This is a genomic window from Vibrio sp. 2433-A1, from assembly GCF_056726085.1.
The window spans coordinates 118847-142713 of record NZ_JBRESC010000002.1; the positions used below are offsets into that span (position 1 = coordinate 118847).

The following is a 23867-nucleotide window of genomic DNA, read 5'->3' on the forward strand; positions in this document are numbered from 1 at the left end:
TGTAGAGCTTAGATAGCCGTAATTTTTCCCACTAGATTGTTACTTGGTCACACGGTTTAGTACTATTTTCATTTTCTCGTATAAGAAAAGACTATAACAATAATTGGATATCACATTCGTCGATGTCCATCATGAAACATGAACAGTTAGCCATATGGCAAAGAAGCTTCTCTTTAAGTTGTTTAGTCTACAAATCATTTAAGCAAAATCGAGATTATGGTTTTAAAGATCAAATTTGTCGTTCGGGCCTTTCAGTACCAAGTAATATAGCTGAAGGAATGGAAAGACATTCAAACAAAGAAAAAGCACACTTTCTGAGCATTGCTAAGGGCTCACTAGCTGAGTTAAGAACCCAGCTACTTATTGCTATTGAGATTAAATATGTTCCTCGGCATATTGGTGAGGATATGGCTGAAGAGTGCTTACATTTAAGTCGAATGCTTGGTGCATTTATTATTAAGCTTCGAAGCTAGTTACTCGCTACTCGAAGCTCTAAGACTTATCTCCCCACCAATATAGCTTTCGATTCCTTGTTCGGTCTCTAAAAGTACCGCGCCTTGTTCATTGATACCTTTTGAAATGCCCGAAACTTCTCTTGGCCCCATGATAAGTTTGATCGGGCGTCCTAAGAAGTTATCGAGTCGATTCCATCTTTCAACAAAGCCTGACATTCCTTGAAGTTCATAATCAGCGAGTGACTTATTCAAGGTTTTAATCATAGTGATAGCCAGTTGGTTACGGTCGATATTCTGACTCTCATCCACTTCAGACAGGCTTGACCACGGCTGAGTAATACCTTCCGTTTTATCAGACATCATCAGGTTCATACCCATGCCAATAACAAGGTTTGCGGCTGCTCCCGCTTGGCCTGACATCTCAACTAAAATGCCGGCGAGCTTTTTATCTTGATAATAAAGATCATTAGGCCACTTAAGCTTTACGCCCTCTAAACCAATCTCTTCTAGTGCCTCAACGATAGCAACGCCAACCACTAAGCTTAGCCCCATCGCCGCTGCCATGCCCGCATCTAAGCGCCAAAACATCGAAAGGTATAGATTAGACCCAAAAGGGGAAATCCACTCTCGGCCACGGCGTCCGCGCCCTTTAGCCTGATATTCAGCTAAACATACTGTTCCTGACTCTAAGCTGTCCGCGCGCTCAAGTAAGTATTGGTTGGTCGAATCAATAATAGGAATAAGCTCAACGGGCGTCGTTAGGGCTTGGTTTAACTCTTCTTGGTCAAGCAACTGCATGGGTTTCGCTAGTTGGTAGCCTTTGCCTTGTACGCGAAAGATATCGACGCCCCATTCTTGAATGCCTTTGATATGTTTACTCACGGCAGCGCGAGAAACACCAAGTTGCTCACCAAGCTCTTCACCTGAGTGAAAGTCTCCTTGGGAAAGCGTTTTTAATATCGATAATTTTGCAGAGTGGTCCTTCATGACTGCTTCTCCAAGATGTCTTGTAAGTAGGTTTCTTGTTTCGCGCCCATAAAGCGAACTTCATGTTCAAGCTCGATTTGATAGCGACTTAACACCGCAGTTCGAACCTTAGCGGCAAGTTGAATAATATCTTCCGCTGTTGCGTGGTTCTGGTTTATCAGCACTAGCGCTTGCATTGGGTGGACTTGAGCGCCACCAACTGACGTGCCTTTTAGCTGACACTGATCGATCAACCAACCAGCGGCGACTTTCATTCCGTTATCAGCAGGATAGGCAACAATTTCGGGAAATTGATTCTTTAATTGCTCAAAGTGGTCTTGAGAAATGACCGGGTTTTTGAAGAAGCTACCGGCATTGCCTGTTACAGCTGGATCTGGGAGTTTCTCCATACGAATTTGGCATACGCGATCAAATATCTGTTGGGCGGTCAGATCTGTTGAAGCCAAAGATTTTAGAGGCCCATACTCGATATTTGGTTGCCAATCTTTAGCGAGTTTAAGGCCAACCGCAATGATCACAGCCTTTTGATATAATTGGTGTTTAAAAATAGAGTCGCGATAACCAAATTGACATTCCGCTACGCTCAGTCGCTTAACTGTGAACGTCTCTAAATAGAGAATATCGACATACTCACAAATATCTTTTAGCTCAACACCGTAAGCACCAATGTTCTGGATTGGTGCACTGCCGGCACAACCCGGAATAAGAGCTAAGTTTTCTAAACCTGGATAACCACTTTCAACCGTCCACTGGACAAGAGAAGGCCAATCTTCACCACCAGATATATGCAAATACCAGTGAGTGTCAGATTCAGTGACTTCTTTGCCAAGTAATGAATTGATGATCACCATACCTTGATACTTTTCAGTAAAGAGCATATTGCTGCCTTTACCCAGCACCAGCTTAGGTAAAGCTCTCCATTCCGCATTCAGGTAAACCTGTTTTAGCTCATCAATAGAGTTGACCTCAACAAGGAAGGCACACTGCTGAGAAATGGAAAAAGTATGATAAGGACGTAGGTCGGCGTTAGCTGTAATTTGCATTGGTTTTATCGAGTAATCTAAACTGCGCTCATTCTACCTCAAATCGAGATTGGTGATAATGAGTGTAATGCATATTGAGCAACTGGACCCGATGAAGCTGCCTTTAGTATCGAGGCTATACAAATCCTTTTATCCATCCGGCAAGGCCAAAAAGGATGAGCTAATTTTGGTCGGCTACATGGAAAACCAAATGGCAGCAGTTGTCCGCTTTCGAACTATTGAACAATATCGATTGCTGACGGGGATGCTTGTTGTCCCTGATTTTAGGGGACAAGGGCTTGGACATGAGCTGATGTGCTATTGTTTGCATCATGTGCTAGCTGAGGGCGATTATTGTTTTGCCTATCCGCACATTGAAGGCTTTTATGCGCAACATGGCTTTAAGACGATTGACCGTCAGGAGCTTCCTAACTCGTTGAAAGGTTTATTCGAACGCTATACTCGCACTAAAACGCTGGTACCAATGACGTACCTTGTATCAGAGTCATTCTAGGCATGTAAAGCGTTTGCTTTATAAATGGCTTCCCTCATAATTACCTAGTGATTGAGGAAGTAAATATGAAAAGCACGGATAAAATTTTACAGTTAATCAAAACCAACGGTGCGGTTACGGTAAAACAATTGGCACAAGAGTTATCTATGACGACAATGGGGGCTCGCCAGCACCTACAAGCTCTTGAGTCTCAAGGCGTGCTTACCTTTGAAGACCGTAAAATAAAAGTTGGCCGGCCAACCAGACATTGGTCCCTTACTTCTGAAGGACACAAAGGGTTTGCTGATCGTCACGGTGAACTGACGGTTCAAGTTATAGACGCGGTTGAGAGTTTGTTCGGTAAAAAAGGGCTACAAAAGGTCGCCGATGAAAGGGAAAAGCAAACCTTTCATAATTACCTAAGTCAGTTAAGCGAATATTCTGAACTGGAAGCTCGTTTACTTAAGCTCGTTGAGTTGCGCCAGCAAGAAGGCTATATGGCTGAGTTAGAGAAGACGGAATCTGGATACGTTATGATTGAAAACCACTGTCCTATCTGTAAAGCTGCGACGCGTTGCCCGTCTCTTTGTCAGTCTGAGCTGAATGTCTTTAACAAGCTACTTGGTGCTGACTGCTTGATAGAACGAACAGAGCATATAGTCCAAGGTGAAAGGCGCTGTGCGTACCGAATTTCGCGCGGAGTGTGATTAAGCCTACACTGCCTTAAGAATTCTTACTTTTGAGACTCGGAATTATCCCACCTGTCATTGTTTTCATGATCACCTATCCTTAAATGAGTTGCTGATATTTCAATCAGTGTATGAGGAGGCATTATGAGAACACCATTAATCAGTCAAACATTACCTTCTTTTGATGAGTTGATGGAGCTTGCACAAAATAACCCTGATGCCTTTTCTCAACTCAAGCAAGACATGTGCGAAGAAATGATCCTCTCAGCTTCTGAAGAGATGCAAGAGAGACTATGGGCGCAGCAAAGTCATATCGACCGCGTTGTCAGCACATGCAAAAACCCTAACCACGCTAATATGGTCTTAATGCGTGAGCTAGTTTCGCAAATGATTAAATTCCAAGTTGTGTTAGATGGCGATGTCGTTGAGTCAGACGAACAGTCGTTAGCTGATGTTATCTCGTTGGATGAGTGGAGGTAATGAAAAACATAAAGATTTTGGCTCAGACTGTGCTCATCATTTTCGCTATGGTAAACTCGAGTTAGTATAAATTTAGCGCCATTCTAGGTGCTGTGACTAATTAAAGGATGACCAGTGAGCGGGCCAAACCAAGCACCTGTTGCTAACCAGCAATATTCACCTCAAGTTCCCCCTTCTTATCAAAGCAATGATGAAATTGATCTTAGAGAGCTGTTTAAAGCGCTCTGGGATGGCAAAGTTACCATTATTTTAACGACAATAATATTCGCTTTCGCTGCGGTATCCTTTGCCTTATTTTCTCAGGAATGGTGGTCGTCAACGGCTAGAGTGTCTCAAGCTCAACTTCAAGATATGTCAGCCTACCAACAACAGGTAAAGCAGTATCAGCCTGTTTTTGATATCTATCAAGAAGATGGTACGGTACTGGTCAGTGAAGAACTTGATGATCTAGTTGATACAGAAGTTCTATTTCAACGTTTTATTGATGCTTTTAATTCAAGTGATAATAAGCGTCGATTTCTAGACTCGAGCCAAGAGTTTCAAGTGTTTAAAGACCAACTTGATACGGATACTTTTAAAGAAGCTGCTAGGAAACTGTATTCCGAATGGTTTCAAAAAATCTCAGCCAGTGCTGTAAATAAGAAGTCGGAATTCTCGCCTTATGACATTAGCTTCCAGTCAACAACGAAGGAAAGCAGTTTTCTATTACTTACAAACTATATCAACGTCATTAAAGAAAAAGTCCATCAGGATGCACTGAACAATTTGCAAGCAATTGTTAAAGGCAAGCACAATGAATTAGTGCAACAAAAACGAATCTTAGAGACACAGGCTAGAAACAAGCTGTTAGTAGAAGCTGAGCGTTCGAAGTATGCATTAGACATTGCTAAGGCAGCGAATGTGATCCAGCCAATTCAGACGAATAGCGATAAAGAAATTTTCGGAATTGATTTAGGTACTAAAGCACTGGAAGCGAAGGTTAAAGCGTTGGAGTCAGTCAAAAATTTAAGTATTGTAGAGCCTCGCCTTCAACAAATCAATGCTAAGCTGAATATGCTTGAAAACCTTAAAATCGACCGTTCAATTCAATTCCAAACGTTCCGTTTCTTAGAGAATGTTGAGCAACCCATAACCCGTGATAAACCTAAGCGTGCTCTAATCGCGATTTTAGGTACGCTATTGGGTGGTATGCTAGGTGTTGTAATTGTATTAGTCCGTTTCGCATTTCGTCGTGAAGAAGACTAACTTCACCACATAGATAAAATTAAACACCTCACTTGTTGTAAAACTTGTGGGGTGCTTTTGTTTTTGGAAGCAGTTTCGAGCTACGAGCGTCTAGCTCCGAAGATTGTAGTTAGTATTTGACTTGACCTGATTTGTAAAAACAATAACTCGCCACTCGCCACTCGCCACTCGCCACTCGCCACTCGCCACTCGCCACTCGCCACTCGCCACTCGTATCTCTGAACTCGATCACAAAAAAAATCCTATTCCCCCTTGGGTTTACTTAATCCGTCCCTCATATAGTTACCACAAGGCTTTGAAAGCCGTTTATCAAATCAAACATGGAAATTTTCAGGAGAGACACCCGATGAATATTCGTCCATTACACGACCGAGTTATCGTTGAGCGCCAAGAAGTTGAATCTAAGTCAGCTGGTGGCATCGTTCTAACTGGTTCTGCTGCAGAGAAATCAACTCGCGGCGTAGTTCTAGCTGTAGGTAAAGGCCGCATTCTAGAAAACGGTACAGTACTACCGTTGGACGTAAAAGTTGGCGACACGGTTATCTTCGCTGAAGGCTACGGCACTAAAACTGAAAAAATCGACGGTAAAGAAGTGCTAGTGATGTCTGAAAACGACATCATGGCGATCGTTGAGTAATAGCAATCATTGAGTAATTTTTTGCTCAGGTTCAATTTGAAATCATTAAACAGAATTTAGAAAAGGAAACTAAAGATGGCTGCTAAAGACGTTAAATTTGGTAATGACGCACGTATTAAAATGCTAGAAGGTGTAAACGTTCTGGCTGACGCAGTAAAAGTAACACTAGGCCCTAAAGGTCGTAACGTAGTTCTAGATAAATCTTTCGGTGCACCAACGATTACTAAAGATGGTGTATCTGTAGCGCGCGAAATCGAACTTGAAGACAAGTTCCAAAACATGGGCGCGCAAATGGTTAAAGAAGTAGCGTCTCAAGCAAACGACGCTGCGGGTGACGGAACAACGACAGCAACAGTACTTGCTCAAGCTATCGTAAACGAAGGCCTTAAAGCAGTCGCTGCGGGCATGAACCCAATGGATCTTAAGCGCGGTATCGACAAAGCTGTTGTTGCAGCGGTTGAAGAGCTAAAAGCGTTATCTGTGCCATGTGCTGATACTAAGGCTATTGCACAGGTTGGTACTATTTCTGCAAACTCTGACGCAACAGTAGGTAACATTATTGCTGAAGCGATGGAAAAAGTCGGTCGTGATGGTGTTATCACTGTTGAAGAAGGTCAGGCTCTACAAGATGAGCTAGACGTAGTAGAAGGTATGCAGTTCGACCGTGGTTACCTATCTCCTTACTTCATCAACAACCAAGAATCTGGCAGCGTTGATCTAGAAAGCCCATTCATCCTACTGATCGATAAGAAAGTATCGAATATCCGCGAACTTCTTCCAACTCTGGAAGCGGTAGCCAAAGCATCTCGTCCACTTCTAATCATCGCTGAAGATGTAGAAGGCGAAGCGCTAGCGACTCTAGTTGTGAACAACATGCGTGGTATCGTGAAAGTAGCCGCTGTTAAAGCGCCTGGTTTTGGTGACCGTCGTAAAGCAATGCTACAAGACATCGCTATCCTAACTGGCGGTACAGTGATTTCTGAAGAGATCGGTCTAGAGCTAGAGAAAGTGGTTTTAGAAGACCTAGGTCAAGCTAAGCGTGTGACTATCACTAAAGAAAACTCAACTATTATCGATGGTGCGGGTGAAGAAGCAATGATCCAAGGTCGCGTTGCTCAAATCCGTCAGCAAATCGAAGACGCAACTTCAGATTACGACAAAGAGAAACTACAAGAGCGCGTAGCTAAGCTAGCTGGCGGTGTTGCAGTAATCAAAGTTGGTGCAGCAACTGAAGTTGAAATGAAAGAGAAGAAAGACCGCGTAGAAGACGCACTTCACGCAACTCGCGCAGCGGTTGAAGAAGGTGTAGTTGCTGGTGGTGGCGTAGCACTTATTCGCGCAGCATCTAAAGTTGCTAACCTTGAAGGTGACAACGAAGAACAAAACGTTGGTATCCGTGTCGCACTACGTGCAATGGAAGCACCAATCCGTCAAATCACTAAGAACGCAGGTGATGAAGAGTCTGTTGTTGCTAACAATGTTCGCGCAGGCGACGGTAACTACGGTTACAACGCTGCAACTGGTGTGTACGGTGATATGATCGAGATGGGTATCCTAGATCCAACTAAAGTAACTCGCTCTGCACTTCAATTTGCAGCATCAGTAGCGGGTCTTATGATCACAACTGAAGCTATGGTTACTGACCTTCCAGCTAAAGACGCTCCTGCAATGCCTGATATGGGTGGCATGGGCGGTATGGGTGGCATGGGCGGTATGATGTAATCATCCCTCTCGCTATTCATAGTGAAATTGAAAACGGAGACTTCGGTCTCCGTTTTTTGTATCTGCTCGTTAGCTAGCTCCGTAGGTGTTGATGCACGTAGTCGCGAATATAGGGCACGACTTCCGCTTCAAACCATGGATTCTTCTTTAGCCATAATGTGTTTCTTGGTGAAGGGTGGGGCAGTGGTAAATAATTTGGTGCCCAACGCTGCCATTGTTGCACGGTTTCCGTCAGAGTCTTGGGCTTGTCGCTCAAATAATAGTTTTGCGCGTACTGGCCAATCAGTACTGTCATGCCGACATTGGGTAGCTGATCTAATACCGCTTGGTGCCACTTAGGAGCGCACTCTTTTCTTGGTGGTAGGTCACCACTTTTCCCTTTACCCGGATAGCACAAGCCCATTGGCATAATAGCTACCTGATTTTCATCGTAAAAGATCTCTTTATCGAGCTCTAGCCACTCTCTTAACCTGTTACCGCTTGGGTCATTCCAAGGTATTGAGGTTTCATGAACGCGAGTTCCAGGAGCTTGGCCGATAATCAATAACTTTGCAGCTTCAGAAGCTTGTATGACTGGATTTGCGCCAAGGGGCAAGCTCTCTTCACACAACCGACAAGCTCTTACTTGCTGCAGTAAATCATCCAACATATCTCTTTCTCGGCACTAGTAGCCTTTATCCAAATCCACAGTGTTAATTAAGCCAAACCCATCTCTCCAACGTTGATAGTTTTCCGCAAAAATATCCACCACCTGCTCAGGAAAGCTGAGCGCAGCAATATGCGGTGTGATGGTGATATTCGGGTGTTGCCAATAAGGATGTGAATTATCTAGTGGCTCTTGCTCAAACACATCGAGGAAAGCATGGCTAATTGATTCAGATTCAAGAGCTTCTAGTAGACCTTGCTGCTCAAGCGCGCTGCCGCGACCAACGTTGAACAGTAGCGCGCCTTTACAGTGAGATAAGCTGTCGCTATTTAGAATATGTCGTGTTTCAGGCGTGTTGGGTAATGTGTTGACGACAATATCCGCTTGTTCCAAGGCGGTAGCTAGCTCTTGAATATGGTAAGTTGACGCAAATGGTGAACCTTTACTTGGGATACCACTGCGATTAATACCAATAGGCACGATCGAAAACGCTTTAGCTGTATTGGCGAGATAGGAGCCTATCGAACCTGTACCTAGAATCACCATTTTCTTGCCTGTCAGAGATTGATAAGGCTTTGGTGACCAAGCTTTTTGCATTTGTTGCTGGTGGTAGTGCGTAAAGTGACGGTAGTGTTCAATGCTATAGCCAAGGACGTACTCAGAAATTTGCTGGCCGAAGATACCTTTAACATTGGTCAACTCACCAGAAAAGCTCTCTAGACATGGAACAAGAGCGTCGACGCCAGCGTAGATAGATTGCACCCATTCGACATTAGAAAACTCGTCAAAGCACTTTGCCGCTAATGGTGGGGAAGCCAAAAGAATCGTCGCTTGTTCCTTATCAGAGGTGATTTCTATATCAGGTAACGTCAATTGATCCAATAGCGCGAGGTAATATGGATTATCTTCAGTGAGTAGATACAACTTATGAGTGAAATTGTTCATCGGCTTGCTTTTTTCCCTGCAGGTTATCAAGTACACTTTCGCTGTCTAATTCAGCAACTAGGTCAACAGACCCTAAGAGTCTCTATGCTACAGAATCCTCTTCAGCTTCGTCTTGAGAAGTTAGAACCATGGAAACAGATTACCTTTATGGCGAGCCTGTGTGAACGTATGTACCCAAATTATGCGATGTTTTGTGATAGCACAGAGTTTGCTCAGGCGCGTGTTTACCGCGATGTGTTGGATAGCATCTGGGAGCAGCTTACTGTAAAAACGGCCAAAGTGAACTTTGAACGCCAACTCGAAAAACTTGAAGAGATCATTCCAAGTTCTGAAGACTTTGACTTTTACGGTGTTTACCCAGCGATTGATGCGTGTGTGTCACTGTCGCACCTACTTCACGGTTTGCTAGACAGGGACTACTTGTTTGATAATATGCACAAGGTGAGTCAGCAGTCGGTGATGACGGTTGCTCAACTTGAAGAAGCTCAAACCGGTGAAGAGATCACTAACGAGAACCAAAAACAGAATGAAGCGGTTTGTGGTGAATGGGACGTACAATGGGCGATCTTCCGTCCGCTGCGTGAAGCCGAAGAGCGTGATATCGACCTGATTAAAGACTTACGCGCAGAGCTGCGTGATGAAGGCGTGAGTAATATCGGTGTTAGCTTATAAAGTTATAAGGCTTTGATTTACTCAAAGCCTTTTTTGTCACAACCTACTCTTGGTTGAAGAAAATTATAATCGACCCATTTGACCTCAATTATTCGCCATAATCTGTTATTGGTAACAGCTCTTCTATAACCATCAGGGATGAACTGTGATGTCCCAATCACTGTGAGTCAATGGATCGTGAAGATGTTTGCTTGGTTCGTTTTCCTTGGTTTGATGATGTTCATTTACGCTTGTCATAGTCGCATTATCAACAGGGATTCCATGCTCATTCAAGGCTGGAGCATTGTGAGGGTTTAAAATCAAATCGATATCCTGTGCTATTGCGTGTACTCCCATTTGATGCTGGGGCTCGGTAATACCAAGTTGGTCTAGATAGGCCTGAGAACCTGAATGATCATCATAACTTGAAGCGAGTGACTCAAGTGTCTTCATTTCCATTGGTTCATCTGCAAGAGCAGGTGGTGCAGGGTGATTTGCCCCCACATTATATGTTTTGTCTACTTGAGACGAGATAAACTCATTTCCAGCTAGATCCTGAGTTTTCATCGTCACACTAAGATGATTTGTATTAGCCAACACATTGCCTGGTACATCAATGCTGAAGCAACCTTGCCCATGGCCATCTAACTTTACATGCCCATGATAGTTGTGGTTATCGACCGTAAGAGTAATGAGGTCATCATAGTGATAGTCCCCTGTTATGTGCCCCGTCACAGAGACCATTCCTGAGAGCTCTTGTGCATCGAGAGTGTTATCCTGAGTTAAATCATCAACATCGATTTGAGCTGTCGGAGCCTTAGTATCGATCTGATAACTATGTGTGGTAGTTAGATCATGACTATGATCGTTGCCATCCGATACCTTGTGTAAGGTGACATCAAACTGCCCCTTTGCTTCAACGCCACTGTTTGCCAATTGAGAGCCAGGCACGAGTACGTCAAATAGCCCGTCTGTGGCTAGAGATACTTTGTGGTCTGTACCTGCAATCGTTACTGTGATCTCGTCACCAGCAAGAGCACCAAACACCTTACCAGTTATATGTACATCTTTTGTTGACTCATCTGTGTTGATAATATCATCGCCGGTAACATGGTTGATGCCTATGACCACTGAAGGGGAGTTTCCGCCAGCTATAGTAAGGCTGAAGGTCTGTACTGTGCGTCCTCCGTGCTCATCAGTAACCTCAACTTTGAATGTTTCTGTTCTAGTATCCCCTTCACCTTGCAACGCTATTACGGCTGGAGCTGTCGTGTCTATTCGGTACCAAAGCGCACCATGGTCACTGATCTCTATGTGCCCATACTTGAGCGTATCTGGATCTGTTAATAGCCGCCAGTGGAGATGGTGAGAATCATCATCTGGATCTCTGACATCCCTTCCTAAAAGCCAAGCGGCGTTTGGCCCTTTCGATGCTTGGCGTGCAGGAAGATCATAAACCCATATTCCGGAAGTCGGTTGTCCACCACCAAAAGAGGGGGCAACATTATCACCTGTTATATCAATCTCCACTGAGTGAGTCGTGCCATCTACTGAGGTGACTTGCAGGGTATCAGTTAGGTGTTGTTTGCCATTTAGTGCCACTACATCAGGGTTGGTGTTATCAAGTGTGTAAGTCCAATCGCCATTTGCCTCCATCACAAGACGGCCATATTTTCCAGAGGTCACCCATGGTCTGAACTGGTTGTCACCAATATCTGGATCTTGAATAGTCAGAGTCCCATGAGTCGTTAGCACCTTGTCTTCAACTACGGCCCCCTTGTCAGCTCCGGCGATTATGGCAGCGGTATTGGCTAGTGGTGCTGTCCCTGATGAGAAAACTGGCCCATTACCGGCTAGATCCGTTACTGATAATTGCAGAGTTGCTCCGGGCTTCACTTCATATGAAATTGTTCCTGCACTAATCTCAGTTTGGCTAAGGGGGTAAGCCTGACCGTTAATTTCAAGCACATCATTTATTGTCATAGCACTAGGTAAATGAATCGTTGCCGTGATTGTACCATCTGCGCCGACTTGAGCTGTCGTATATGAGCCACTTGCACTAACTGGCTCAAAAGTCACTGTTGGTGCAGTTAGAGGTGTGGTATCTAATGTAAACGAAAAACTGGTACTTGCAGAGACGTTACCAGCAGTGTCAGTTTGTCTAACAAGGACAGTATTTGCGCCTTCCACTGGTTGGAAGCTATCTAGCCAAGTACTACCACCGTCTGTCGAATATTCAACAATTGCTGAAATTTCGATGTTGCTCAACACAAGGGGGTTGGTATTGGTGACTCCAGTGGGAAGCATCGAAGGATCTCCTGTCCCTATGTTTGTAATGCCATCATGAGCTGAGCTGCCGGAGTCTCGATAGAGCGTTACTGTAGGAGCAACCACTTGATTATCTAGATCAAAAACAAGCTTATCAGATGCAGGTGAGACGTTACCAGCCGCATCCACTTGACGAACTTGAACGGTGTTTCTACCAAGTTGCGGGGAAAATGATGCAGTCCAGTTCACTCCATCGATACTGTATTGTAGGTGGCAGCCGGCCTCTTGATTGTCGATATGCAGCGTACCATCCGATGTAATTAAATCGTATGGCCCTAACGGGTCTATTGACTGGCCGGTATCATTTTCAAGAGAGACGGCAAGTTTGGGCGGCGGAAGCAAATCAGCATTTGGTGCCGTTGCTGTTACATCTGTAGAGGTATACCCAGATGGCTTGCTGACACTCACTGTCAAGTCTGCGCCAGGCGCGACTTGGGTGGTGACAGCCCCTGCCGTCAACTCTGCTTGAGTCACTGTGTGAGCTGTGCCTGCGATGTTAACCGTATCTCCAACAGCAATCCGACTAGGCAGATGAATTGTGGCGGTAATTGTGCCATCGGTGCCTACTTCTGAAAGGTTATAAATATGGTCATTACCTGTACTTTCAAAGGTGATTTTTGGTGGTTCCAAAACCATATCAACTGTGAAACTTGCGGACGTCTGTATTCTAGCACCATGATTGTCTATCACATCATAATGAAGCGTCACCGGACCATAGAAATCATGAGTTGGGGTGAACTTAATATCACCATTTACCATCACTACAGTGCCGGCTGCTGCATCTACCTGAGGATTGGCAATATGTAAGTTGTCGCCAATATCAATGTCACTTGCATTTGCCAACAGCTCAGAGCTAGTTAGTACAAATGGAGTGTCCTCTGTGGCGTGATGACCGACAACGATAGCCGAACTTACTGTAGGAGCATCGTTACTACCCGTTAGAGTGATTGTTATGGTTTGTGAGGCCCCATCTTTACTGGCAATGGTAAAGGTTTCTGTTACCGTCGAACCGCTGGGGATAGCATGCAGAGCATCAATGGTATCGACGGTATAAGTCCAATGTCCATTGGTTGCAATATCTATATGACCATAGGCTTGGTTTACTGGAACTGCCGTGGTGTCTGTTACTGTTGAGTCAGGCGCTAAACCAGTTTGGGCTGTTGCTGTTGCCTCCCCATAATCAATATCAGAGACAACAATATTGCCACTCACACTTGTCGTCACACCATCAGTAATCGAACCTGAAATATCACCTTGGAATGTTGCTGCTTGATTGATGCCATTTAGCGTAACCACAATGTTGTGGGTCGTGCCATCAATGGAGGTGACGGTAAAGGTTTCCACCACTGAGACTCCGTTTGGGATCTGTTTGACGGCATCTTGATGGTCGAGATGATATTGCCAGTTACCATCTGTATCAATCGACAAGTGGCCATATGCATTTTGACGTAAGCCTGAAGCGGCGTTTGTTGAGCTTGGTGCTAAAGACGTTTGAGCGACGAAATGAGCTTCACCTTGGTCGCTATCAGTGATACTTAAATGAGCTTGTGAGGTGACAAAATTTTGTCCTAATGAAGCGGAATCAGTCACTGTGGCGCTGCTGCTACCGGAGAATACCGGTAGGTCGTTAGTACCATTAATGGTGACCGTCACGGTATGTTCAGTACCATCTGAACTGGTAACCGTGAAAGTATCAGTTAAGTGTTCACTTGCTTTTAACTCTTGAATCGCCTGCTGACTATTGTCAACGCTGTAAGTCCAAGTGCCGTGTTCATCAAGTACTAATTGACCGTAAGAGCCCATTTGAGTGCTGGAGATGAAGAGCCCTTCACCTGCATCAACATCATTGACCGTTAGGGTTCCAGTTGTGCTAAGTTTGCCGCCTGTAACGCTGGTGTCTTCTTGTACTGAGCCGGTATCAATCCCTGCTATCTGTGCTTGGTCATTGCTACCATGGACGGTGATGATAACGTTTTGCGTATCGGTCAAGCCAGTGCTATCGGTTACTCTTACGCTAAAAGTTTCTGTAACAGCTTGCCCTTGAGTTAATGCTTGAGTGGCAGACAGGCTATTGTCTAGCATGTAGGTCCATTGACCATGAGAGTCGATCGCCAGATGACCGTAGGTGCCTTGCACTTGACCGGCGTTCGTTTGCGTTTGAGTTTGGCTAGCAACGACAGACCATGCGGCACTATCAGGTGCGATTGACACATCCACATCGGTGCTATGGAACTGGCCTGTTGCTTGCGTTGTACCTTGGATAGCTTGCCCGGCCTTTGTTGTTCCCACCTCCGTAACAGATTCCGTTTCTGCCGCTTCGGTAATGATTGGTGCATCTTTGGTGCCTGTGATATCAACGGTAATTTGTTGAGTAACCGGGTTTCCTTGAGCGTCAGTACCCGTCACAGTGAATTGCTCAGGGGTTGCCTTTTCACCTTGCTGTAGGTGATCCGCTTTAGTATGGTCAAGGTTGTAAGTCCAAGTCCCAGTGGTTGCGTCTAAGGTCAGCTCACCTAGATTGCCCATCTGTGGCTGTGCTGCATGCCAAGTGATCGCTTCACCATTAGGGACGCTCAGAGTTAAACTCGTGCTAGGTTGAGTGTCTTCGATTACAGTGCCATGTTGGCCATTGATTACCTGAGTCGCTGTCAAATCAACAACAACATCACTATGTGCGGTCGTGCTAGGGTTGCCTGCTTTATCGATAACCGTAGCACTGATTGGGTAATGTTGACCATCTGTCAGTGCTCCTACTTCTGCTGGAGGAATATCTAGGGTAAAGGTATGCTTTCCCCCATTTCCAGCAATGACTGTTGCTGTGTAATCGTGGCCTCCATTGGCAGGACCTAGATGTATGGCAACTATCTGACCGATTTCAGCATCCGTCACACCACTAATCGTCAGTGCTTGTTTATGTTCAGCCGCATTAATCACGTTGTCGGTACTAATTGGATCGATGCTAATCACAGGTGCTGTTGTGTCTATTTCTACTGCTAATCGTGTTGAGTCCTCAGCATGTGTCGCACCTGGAGCAGTAGCATGTGCTACATAGTTATGGATCCCCACGCTTTGTGTGGGCAAGGTGATACTGTAAGCGCCCTTATCATCAGTGTAAGTAGAAGTGACTAATTGACCATTGTCTAAAATATCTACTTTAGAGAATGGAACGGCCGTGGTGCCAGCAAGAGTAGGGGTTACATCATTGGTCAACTCATCGGAATTTGTTCCCGTACCAAGATGACTGGGTTGAGCACTGTCACTACCATCCGTGAGATCAATGTCCACTGTATTTGTAGGCGGTATCAATTGAGTAGTAGGCGGGCGAACATCAGCGACCTGAGGGACGGTTGGAACCTGCATGGTTAATACGGGTGTCCCCCCTGAAGTTGGTTGAGTTAGTGTGCCTTCTGGATTGAAGGTGATAAATTTTCTATCCGTACCACCATGGTTATCGCTAACCTGCACTTCAAAAGTATCTTGTCCTTGATATTTACCGTTGCTGAAAGCCATGCCAGCGACGCTTTGATGGGGGGTATAGACATACTGCCCAGTCGTTGAGTCCAGAGTTAAATCACCAAATGTGCCTTGCATGCTTTGCACATTGGTACCTGAATCAACAATCTGATAGGCGTGTGTATCACCGCTGTCTACATCGGCTGATGTTAAGCGGCCTTGGCCCGACGATTGTCCTGTGACTGACAAGACTGGATTATCGTTAGTCCCCGTAATGGTAACGGTTAGCTGCGCATTGGCAATATTCCCTGCCGCATCAGTGACGCTATAGTTAACTTGGTCTTGATGTTGAGTGCCTGCAGAAAATGCCTGTACTTCTGGTTTGGTATTATCAAGTGTGTAGGTGTAACTGCCATCAGAGTTTAAATGGTAAGTGCCGTATTTACCGGCTATATCACCGGTGGTCGTTACTTCACTGTTACCACCTGTATCTACAGCAAGTGCCAATTGACCGCTTACTACACCTTGTTGATCTTCGGTGGCGGTATTTGTCGCATCGGCAGCGGTCACTCCCGTATCTATGGTTAAGCTTAGATTTGGCGAACTTGTCTTATGTGCGCTGGTTTGGCTTGGTGCTACTGCTTCGGCAACTAGGTCGTGAGTTTCCCCTTGTTCTGAACCGATCATTGTGGGCAACGTCGCCGTATAATCACCATTATTATCTGAGGTCACCGTCGCTACTAGCTGACCGTGGTCATAGATGGTAACGACTGAGTCGGGTAAGACTGTCGTCCCCGTTACTGTTGGAGTTGTACTTGAGGTTAAATCGTCAGTGTGACTCTTACCCGTGTCGCTGCCATCAATCAGGTCTATCGTGACCCCATTCGTTGGCGGTGCTTTGAATGGATTTAATTGTGGCGGAGTATCTGTTACCTGTTGAAGTGGCGTTGCAGTACCCGAATCTGTAGATGGTGGATTAGTCGGTGTTACTAGCTTCATGGTGATAACGCTTTGGCCACTAGGTTGAGTAGGTTGACTTACTGTGCCTACCACCTCAAACGTGAGGTATTTATCATCGCTGCCACCTTGATTGTCTGAGACTTGAACGTGGAAATATTCATGCCCACGATACTCGTGTGTTGTTGGGTCGTAGCCCATACCCTGCACACTAGTATTCGGGGTATAGAGGTACTGGCCGCTATTTTTATCTAGCACTAAGTCACCGAACTGACCTTGTAGAGTCTGAACTGGATTCGCACCATCCAATATCTCAAAAGAGTGCGTATCATTGGTGTCCACATCGGTTGCAGTTAACTGACCTTGGCCCAGTGATTGCACCGCTACTGATAATTCCGGACTATCATTGGTACCCGTAACCGTAATCACAAGATCTTTGGTTTCACTGCCTCCATGAGGGTCCGATACAGTCACTGGGATGGAAATAGTCTGGGCCTGCCCTTCGGCTAAGTGCTGATAAGCTTGATCAGAAGGGTTGAAAGAGTATGTGCCGTCAGTATTTAGCGTAAAGCCTGGAATGTTGGCTGAGGTTTGGAAAGTCAAGCTGTCTAGAGTATCGATATCAGAGGCGTTAACTTGAGAATGGACAATAGCACCATCTTCTGTTGCTTTTTGAGCCAGAATGACATCGATCGTTGGGAGATCATTTGTCCCGTTGATCACAACCGAAATCTCTTGATTTGTTGATGCGCCATGTTCGTCAGTGACTATCACCTGCAGTTTCTCAGTGTGACTTTCACCCTCAGCAAGGGTTTGGTGTGCTGTATTATTAAGGGTATAGGTCCACTGTCCTGTTTTACTGTCTAGAGTAAAATCACCGTATGCGCCTTTGAGGTGATCTGAAGAAAATACAATTGAAGAGCTGTGGTCTATATCTGTCGCTGTAACTTGTCCGCTTGCCGAAAGAACACCATCTTCTTTGACACTCCCCGTCTGCTTCTGACTAGTGATCACGGGAACATCATTGGTCCCCTTGACCGCAACTGTTACCGTGAGTGTCTTTGACAGACCCAAAGTGTTAGTCGCTGTAACTTGCATCAGCTCGTGGTGAATCTCACCTTGGGCTAGGCTTTGAGACCCCTTGTTATCTAAGGTGTAGCTCCACTCTCCGTTATCCTTATCTAGGGTGAATTTACCATACTGCCCATCTAAATGGTCGGCGGTAAATGTCAAACCGATACCTTTATCGAGGGTGTGAATATCTACGGTGCCGTTAACCGTTGTCACTATATCTTCTACAACTGTGCCCGTTTGTACAGTGCTACCAATCGGATCAGAAGTGTGGGATGAGCCGCCCGAAGTACTGGCCGTTGGTGTAATAGCAGGGGTTGGTTTAATAGAGTTTATTATACTGCGAATATGATCATATATACCGCTCAGTAGAGAAGTGGTTTTGTCATGGTGAGTGTGATGAAAGTGGTGGTTTGCGGTATTTTGTAAATCTCCCTGAGATTTATTCATGCTTACAAGTACAGGTGCTGACTCAGTGTGAGCTGGTTGGTGTTTTTCTGCTGAAGTTACTACAGGATGATTGTCGTCGGTTTGATGATGGGTGGTGTGATGGTTCTCTGACTCAGACTCATCCGAAACAGTTGAGGTCTGTGTCATTGTTTCGTTGTAAGAAGGTAATACAAAGGAAACTTGCGATGAAGAATCAAAGTACTCTTTGGCACTAGAGAACAGTCGCCCCTTCACTAAAGACGCTCTTCTACTCTTACGCTTATTGGTATCAATATTGTGACTTTTCTGAGATTTGTCTTCTTTCTTAATCTCAGGTTGCTGCTTTAGAACCTTCTCTATTTTCCCATCATTAGCCATGAAAACCCCACTCACTAGCATCAATCAATTGTATTGGGGGCGTATTGTACCCTTTCCATAGAGCATCTTACTATGCAACTGAACGCTATACTTAAAGTGGTAAACTATAGGCCTCGCTTATGAGTTCTATTTTCATCAAGAATAGCCTTAATGTTGAATAAACGACTTATGTCGATATGCGGCAGTGTCCAATGTTAAGTTATTAATAAGTTTGTAAAATCTCTGTTTTGGTGGCTATGAGGTGAACACTAATTCGTGTATTGTACGTAGTTTTCCCACGAGGCGGATGGATAAGGTAAATGACTACAAACCTCATTGCACACACATCAAAATTCAAGACGGTATTGAGGGTATTGCCTTCATCTCTGCTTATTAACCTGATGTCACTTGCAATTCCCTTGGTCATTTTGCAAATCTATGATCGTATTCTTCCTAACCAAAGCTATGGAACAGCTTTTCTACTGGTACTAGGTGCGACTCTAGCCATCTTGTTGGATGCGTTTCTTCGTTATGTACGAACCTGGATACTAGGCTCTGCAGCGGTTAATACCGAGCATAAGACCTATCAAATCATTATTGAGCGTTTGAGCCGAGCAACTCCGGCTCAGGTTAAGGGGCTGAAGCCTGGTACATTGCAAGAAGGCTTAAAAGGCGTTGCCTTAATTAAGGACTTCTATTCGGGTGGTTTTATCAGTGGGTTGATAGATGTGCCTTTTGCCATCATCTTTCTACTGCTGATCAGCTATGTGGGTGGGGCGCTAGTGATCATACCTATCGTAGTATGGGCGATTACCTTTGCCTTTGTCTGGGTTTTCTCTAAGAAATCTAGCGAGCACGCCTTATGCGCCGCGAATATTGAACAACAGCGAGTAAACTTTCTTATTTTGGTATTTGGCTTTTTGAACAATGTTAAAAGTCAAGCATCTGAGTCTAAGCTATATCGTTATTTTAAGAAGTTGAATCAAAAACACTATCTCGCAAGTTCGGAGTCTGAGCGAAATATTGCTGTTGCTCAGGAACTGATCCAGATTGCAGCTATGGGTACCTCCGTCGCCATGGTCTTTATTGGGAGCTTGAGCGTATTGGATGGTAACTTAACCACTGGTGGTCTTGCAGCTTGTTCTATCCTTGCAGGTCGAGCAGTTGCTCCTCTGAGTGCTCTACTTGGACTTCGCCTTAAATACAGCTCTTTTATGGTAGCGAATCACTCGTTAACTGAACTTCTGGATGGCCTTACAGAAGCAGACCAGGAGAAGCCTTATAATCAAAATTTTCAATCGTTAAGTTTACATGATGTTGCTTTCAAGCGATTCGAACGTAGCTATAACTTTTCCCTAAGCTTGAAACAGGGAGAGTTGGTCGATATCTCTCACCTCGATACCGATGTAGCCAGCCATGCGGTGACTTTGGCGGCTGGATTAGAAGTCTTTGAAAAAGGCATCAGTGTTTGGGGAGAAGAACCCATAGATATGTCTTCGATATGGTGGCGAGAGAATATCGGCTTTGTCTCGACACGCCCAAGTCTAGTATCAGGCAGCCTTTTAGATAACTTGTGCGCATTTAATAATGATCGCATTGAAGAAGCTAACCAGCTAACTGATGCTCTTGGTCTAAATAAGATTATCTCTGAGCTGTCTGACGGTGTTCAAACAAAGGTGGGCTTTAACCTTGGCACTAAACTGAGCCGAGGTACCATAAAGCTAGTTTCTATCATAGGGCAATTATCTCAACCGACTCCTGTTGTCATCTTTGATCGCCCTGAACGAGATCTCGACCTAGAGTCGGTACATCGCTTCAAATCTGTACTTGAGTTTTACCTTTCAAAAGGGCGTAGCTTTGTATTAAACAGCGAGCATCCCTTGCTACTGGAGCTGTCAAAGCAAAGTATTGAAATTACGGAGAGCGCATTGTGAACACAAGTTATATCAAGAGTATTCAAGATATTCTCAAGGTGCTGGATGTGGACGCTGGTGTTCAGAACTTTACGAACGAATGGTTGGGGTTGAACCCAGTCGTCGAAAGTAGTGATCTGTTTGAGCTTCTGGATCGCTTGATGATTCCATATGAGATTCATCCTGCCTCGAAAAAGTTGTCGAAAATAGAGCATCAGATAGCAGTGCGTATTACTAATAATAAAGCTGTTAGTTGTAAATACGCTTTAGACCAATATTTTGAGTATGACCAAGAGCAATTTGTCCTAGCTAGCCCTATTGATGAAAAAAGCACAGATGTGGTGATTCTGGTGTTAGACCGACCTAGAGAGCGGTATGAAGTGGACTGGTTCGAGAGTCGTTTAAAAGCTTACAAGGGCATCATACCTCGATTGTTAGGAGTTAGCTTACTTGTTAATCTGTTTGCGCTGTCTATTCCTTTTATCACCATGTCGGTTTATGACCACGTTATAGGTGGTGATGCTCGTGGGGAAGTCATTGGTATCGCTATCGGTGCTATCTTGCTGTTTTCAATGATGTTAATTCTGAAGGTTCTTCGGAGCCAATTATTGACTACCGTTGCCAATCACATCAGTCGTGAAGTGACGCAAGTATTACTGCGTAAGCTTATATCAGTGCCTCTTGTGCACAGTAGACAAGCAAGCCTCTCTTCGTTTCTAAATCGTTTAACCACGGTTGCGTCGATAAAAGCCATGATACAAGGCCCGTTAGGTGGCGCTCTATTTGACCTCCCATTTGTGATCATTTTTATTGTCGCTATTGGAGTCTTAGGTGGCTGGCTGGTGCTAGTGCCTATCATCGCACTGTTGCTCTATTTTGTATTAGCTCTACAACACTACAAGAAGCAAGCATTACTGAATAATCAGGTTACTGTCTCTGGGACCACTCGTTACTCACTGGTGTATGAACTTAATAGTAAGCTAGATTATCTTCGCTCAAGCCAGATACTGCCTCGCTGGAGTAGTCGCTTTACGAAAGCAAATACTTTAACGTCGAAGAATAGTTTTAGCCAACTGACGCACCAAGCGAAGTACAGCTCCATCTATTATGCTATTGGGCTGTTGAGTACTCTCGGCGTTATTGCTCTTGGCATCGAACTTATCTTTGCACAACAGCTTTCCGTCGGTGGATTGATTGCAACCATGATGTTGACTTCTCGTGTGACTATGCCCGCTCAGCTGCTATCTAACAGTTACTCGAGGATTGGTCAGTACAAGCAAGCTAAATTACAAATCAATCAAACAATGTTACAAAAGGCTGAGGGGGAGTTTTCATATCAACATCATAAACTTTCTCAAGAAGCGCCCTCGGTTGAACTTGAACAAGTTACGTTGCGTTTTCCAAATCAATTGAAGCCAGCCCTGTCTGGGGTGAGCTTTAGTGCAGCAGCAGGAGAAGTCATTGCCATCACGGGCCCTATGGGTTCAGGGAAAACGACATTGCTTGAAGTATTAGCTGGTCTTGCTGCATTGCAAAATGGTGTTGTCAAATATTATGGCCACAATTTAACCCAGTATGATCCGCAATTGTTGCGCAAATGGCTAGGCTACTATGGCGATCAACCTCAGATCATTCCTTTGACGGTGCGTGAGTTTATTGCGGATAACCGTGATGTAGAAGATGACGCTATTCTACAAGCACTGTTTGGTGTGGGAGGTGAGCATTGGTTTAACTCTCTAGAGCAGGGGTTAGATACCCAACTTAATGATTTGGAATCTCTGTCTCATCCTCTTTCTAGCTTTGAGGCGAATGTATTGTTGAGGGCAAAGTTGTATTGTCATCGTTATCCTTTGGTCATTCTAGATAACCCAGTTGTATCCAACCGTGAGAAGCAGATTTTCCTTAACTGGATCGAGGAAATTCGAGGAGATAGCACAATTATCTTTACCTCATATGATCCTGAGATCATCAAGGTTGCCGACCAAGTCGTGGTGCTTGACCAAGGCAATGTGAGCTACGCCGGACCTATGTCAGAGACAGAAACTACGGAGGTTGATGCTTAATATGGAGCATGAAATTACAGAGGTAATTGAGTCAAAAATTACTCAAAGGCTGCTGTCACTGAGCACCTATATTATCGGTGCCTGCGTGGTGTTTTTTGTCGCTTGGACAGTGCTGACCGAAGTGGATGAGATTGCCAAAGCTAAAGGGGCTGTCATCCCTGAAGGCGAAAAACAAGTACTTCAGTCTGAGCTTGGTGGAAAACTGAAACAGGTTTATGTGAAACGGGGTCAATTGGTAGAGGTTGGTGATCCTATTGTTGAGTTTGATTCTACCTATCAGAGCACTGCGCTAGACGAGCTAAAGTCTCAACAGGCTAGCCTTTTTCTCAGTATTGAAAGGATGTCAGCGCTAATTAAAGGGCGTGAGCCAGACTTTGCTCAGTATGTCCTTGACTATCCTAATTTGGTCGCAGAACAGCAAGCACAATTGGCGGCGACTAAGGCTCTATGGTCACGTAAAAAGGCGGTACTAGAGAAAGAGAGCGAACGTATTGCCGAGGAACTTAAAGGTGTTAACAGAGAGATCCCAGCAGAGCGTCGCCAGCTAGAATCTTCTCGTGAAGAGTTAAATATTCTAGAGAAAGGCCAAGCTAAGGGGAATACCTCTAAGATTCGAGTTTTGGAGATGAAGCAACAGATAAGCTCTATTGAAAGTAAACTTGAACAGACCAAAGGCAAAAAAGCCGTTCTTTTGAAGCAAGCTGAGTCTAACCAAACTAAGATTGACCAGCTGCACGCTGAAAATATCCTAGAGATACGTAAAGAGAAATCCAAAGCGGTGTCTGACCTTTCTGCGCTCAATGCAAGAGTTCGTTCTGGTCAAGCGAAGGTGACGGGTACCTTACTTCTTGCTCCAGTAAAAGGGCTTATTCAGAGCTTACCTACTACCCGCAATGGCTCAGTGATACAGCCAGGTGGAACTGTAGCTGAGATAGTGCCAGTAGAGGGGAGTGCGGCGTTCAAGGCCAAACTATCACCAAGGGATATCGGCTTTGTTTCTGTTGGTCAGGTAGCAAGGGTTAAGGTTGATGCCTTTGACTACAGCCGATTTGGTGCTCTTAAAGGTACCGTCACAGAGATATCTCCGACTACTAGCCAAACAGAGCGTGGCGAGATCTATTACGACGTTGTCATTGAGGTAGATAAAGGATATTTCCGAGATAATCCAGAACGATTTGCTATTTTACCAGGTATGACGGGAGAGGTAGACATCACTACTGGTGAAAAAACCGTTTTCCAATATTTATGGAAACCTATTTATACCAACGTCAGTCGAGCATTCGGTGAAAGATAAATTCAGGGCGCTATAAGCGCCCTTTCAGTC

General features: G+C 44.7%; 17 protein-coding genes. 11 read left to right on the plus strand and 6 right to left on the minus strand.

From position 1 onward, the window contains the following. Positions 1–131: 131 nt before the first annotated feature. Entirely contained in the window at positions 132–473 is a 342-nt protein-coding gene (locus ACU01J_RS03040) for a four helix bundle protein (RefSeq protein ID WP_481084361.1), read from the plus strand. Here ACU01J_RS03040 and birA read toward each other — a convergent pair whose 3' ends face one another. Together birA and murB are read right to left on the minus strand one after the other, a co-directional pair. Continuing rightward, complete coding sequence (birA, locus tag ACU01J_RS03045) at positions 474–1442, minus strand: bifunctional biotin--[acetyl-CoA-carboxylase] ligase/biotin operon repressor BirA (protein ID WP_481084362.1); 969 nt, start codon at positions 1440–1442, stop codon at positions 474–476. Continuing rightward, positions 1439–2485: a UDP-N-acetylmuramate dehydrogenase gene (gene murB, locus ACU01J_RS03050; RefSeq protein WP_481084363.1), complete on the minus strand. Its 1047-nt coding sequence runs from the start codon at positions 2483–2485 to the stop codon at positions 1439–1441. The genes birA and murB overlap by 4 nt, the downstream gene beginning before the upstream one ends. A 67-nt stretch (positions 2486–2552) precedes the next feature. Here murB and ACU01J_RS03055 point away from each other — a divergent pair, with 67 nt between their 5' ends. The 4 genes from ACU01J_RS03055 (at position 2553) to ACU01J_RS03070 (ending at position 5371) form a co-directional block, all read left to right on the plus strand. After that, a complete protein-coding gene (locus ACU01J_RS03055) occupies positions 2553–2978 on the plus strand; it encodes a GNAT family N-acetyltransferase (RefSeq protein WP_481084478.1) in 426 nt (141 codons plus the stop codon). A gap of 65 nt (positions 2979–3043) precedes the next feature. Continuing rightward, positions 3044–3664, plus strand: coding sequence for a helix-turn-helix transcriptional regulator (locus tag ACU01J_RS03060; RefSeq protein ID WP_481084364.1), 621 nt, complete (start codon positions 3044–3046; stop codon positions 3662–3664). A 126-nt stretch (positions 3665–3790) separates the two neighbouring features. Next, entirely contained in the window at positions 3791–4126 is a 336-nt protein-coding gene (locus ACU01J_RS03065; RefSeq protein WP_481084365.1) for a DUF3135 domain-containing protein, read from the plus strand. A gap of 114 nt (positions 4127–4240) precedes the next feature. Then, positions 4241–5371, plus strand: coding sequence for an LPS O-antigen chain length determinant protein WzzB (locus tag ACU01J_RS03070; protein ID WP_481084366.1), 1131 nt, complete (start codon positions 4241–4243; stop codon positions 5369–5371). A 109-nt stretch (positions 5372–5480) separates the two neighbouring features. Here ACU01J_RS03070 and ACU01J_RS03075 read toward each other — a convergent pair whose 3' ends face one another. Further along, on the minus strand, positions 5481–5603 hold the full coding sequence (locus tag ACU01J_RS03075; RefSeq protein WP_481084367.1) for a hypothetical protein: 123 nt from the start codon (positions 5601–5603) through the stop codon (positions 5481–5483). 114 nt (positions 5604–5717) lie between these two features. On the opposite strand from ACU01J_RS03075, the gene ACU01J_RS03080 reads away from it, so the two are divergent. Both ACU01J_RS03080 and groL read left to right on the plus strand, forming a co-directional pair. Beyond that, entirely contained in the window at positions 5718–6008 is a 291-nt protein-coding gene (locus ACU01J_RS03080) for a co-chaperone GroES (RefSeq protein ID WP_004410737.1), read from the plus strand. Between the two features lie 75 nt (positions 6009–6083). Next, positions 6084–7730 (plus strand): chaperonin GroEL, encoded by a 1647-nt coding sequence (gene groL, locus ACU01J_RS03085; RefSeq protein WP_481084368.1) that lies wholly within the window; start codon positions 6084–6086, stop codon positions 7728–7730. A gap of 73 nt (positions 7731–7803) precedes the next feature. On the opposite strand, the gene ACU01J_RS03090 is transcribed toward groL, so the two are convergent. Both ACU01J_RS03090 and ACU01J_RS03095 read right to left on the minus strand, forming a co-directional pair. Then, the gene (locus tag ACU01J_RS03090) at positions 7804–8379 is read right to left on the minus strand and encodes a uracil-DNA glycosylase family protein (protein WP_481084369.1); all 576 of its coding nucleotides are present in this window, start codon (positions 8377–8379) and stop codon (positions 7804–7806) included. Between the two features lie 15 nt (positions 8380–8394). Beyond that, positions 8395–9321, minus strand: a complete 927-nt coding sequence (locus ACU01J_RS03095) for a D-2-hydroxyacid dehydrogenase (protein WP_481084370.1) — start codon at positions 9319–9321, stop codon at positions 8395–8397. Positions 9322–9405: 84 nt separating this feature from the next. Here ACU01J_RS03095 and ACU01J_RS03100 point away from each other — a divergent pair, with 84 nt between their 5' ends. After that, positions 9406–9993 carry a YjaG family protein gene (locus ACU01J_RS03100; RefSeq protein ID WP_481084479.1) on the plus strand — a complete coding sequence of 196 codons (588 nt, stop codon included), beginning with the start codon at positions 9406–9408 and terminating at the stop codon, positions 9991–9993. A 132-nt stretch (positions 9994–10125) separates the two neighbouring features. On the opposite strand, the gene ACU01J_RS03105 is transcribed toward ACU01J_RS03100, so the two are convergent. Next, positions 10126–18588: a VCBS domain-containing protein gene (locus ACU01J_RS03105; RefSeq protein WP_481084371.1), complete on the minus strand. Its 8463-nt coding sequence runs from the start codon at positions 18586–18588 to the stop codon at positions 10126–10128. Positions 18589–18887: 299 nt separating this feature from the next. On the opposite strand from ACU01J_RS03105, the gene ACU01J_RS03110 reads away from it, so the two are divergent. From ACU01J_RS03110 to ACU01J_RS03120, 3 genes are read left to right on the plus strand one after another with little or no spacing between them, the layout of a single operon-like run. Further along, positions 18888–20501 (plus strand): ABC transporter transmembrane domain-containing protein, encoded by a 1614-nt coding sequence (locus ACU01J_RS03110; protein WP_481084372.1) that lies wholly within the window; start codon positions 18888–18890, stop codon positions 20499–20501. Next, positions 20498–22543 (plus strand): ABC transporter transmembrane domain-containing protein, encoded by a 2046-nt coding sequence (locus ACU01J_RS03115; RefSeq protein ID WP_481084373.1) that lies wholly within the window; start codon positions 20498–20500, stop codon positions 22541–22543. Before ACU01J_RS03110 ends, ACU01J_RS03115 begins: the two co-directional genes overlap by 4 nt. 1 nt (position 22544) lies before the next feature. Next, positions 22545–23837 (plus strand): HlyD family type I secretion periplasmic adaptor subunit, encoded by a 1293-nt coding sequence (locus ACU01J_RS03120; protein ID WP_481084480.1) that lies wholly within the window; start codon positions 22545–22547, stop codon positions 23835–23837. Positions 23838–23867: the final 30 nt, after the last annotated feature.

Coding starts and splice junctions, on each gene's coding strand:
- ACU01J_RS03065 (WP_481084365.1), top strand. CDS start 3,791: ATGAGAACACCATTAATCAGTCAAACATTACCTTCTTTTGATGAGTTG.
- ACU01J_RS03090 (WP_481084369.1), bottom strand. CDS start 8,379: ATGTTGGATGATTTACTGCAGCAAGTAAGAGCTTGTCGGTTGTGTGAA.
- ACU01J_RS03060 (WP_481084364.1), top strand. CDS start 3,044: ATGAAAAGCACGGATAAAATTTTACAGTTAATCAAAACCAACGGTGCG.
- ACU01J_RS03095 (WP_481084370.1), bottom strand. CDS start 9,321: ATGAACAATTTCACTCATAAGTTGTATCTACTCACTGAAGATAATCCA.
- ACU01J_RS03105 (WP_481084371.1), bottom strand. CDS start 18,588: ATGGCTAATGATGGGAAAATAGAGAAGGTTCTAAAGCAGCAACCTGAG.
- groL (WP_481084368.1), top strand. CDS start 6,084: ATGGCTGCTAAAGACGTTAAATTTGGTAATGACGCACGTATTAAAATG.
- birA (WP_481084362.1), bottom strand. CDS start 1,442: ATGAAGGACCACTCTGCAAAATTATCGATATTAAAAACGCTTTCCCAA.
- ACU01J_RS03110 (WP_481084372.1), top strand. CDS start 18,888: ATGACTACAAACCTCATTGCACACACATCAAAATTCAAGACGGTATTG.
- ACU01J_RS03080 (WP_004410737.1), top strand. CDS start 5,718: ATGAATATTCGTCCATTACACGACCGAGTTATCGTTGAGCGCCAAGAA.
- ACU01J_RS03100 (WP_481084479.1), top strand. CDS start 9,406: ATGCTACAGAATCCTCTTCAGCTTCGTCTTGAGAAGTTAGAACCATGG.
- ACU01J_RS03120 (WP_481084480.1), top strand. CDS start 22,545: ATGGAGCATGAAATTACAGAGGTAATTGAGTCAAAAATTACTCAAAGG.
- ACU01J_RS03055 (WP_481084478.1), top strand. CDS start 2,553: ATGCATATTGAGCAACTGGACCCGATGAAGCTGCCTTTAGTATCGAGG.
- ACU01J_RS03040 (WP_481084361.1), top strand. CDS start 132: ATGAAACATGAACAGTTAGCCATATGGCAAAGAAGCTTCTCTTTAAGT.
- murB (WP_481084363.1), bottom strand. CDS start 2,485: ATGCAAATTACAGCTAACGCCGACCTACGTCCTTATCATACTTTTTCC.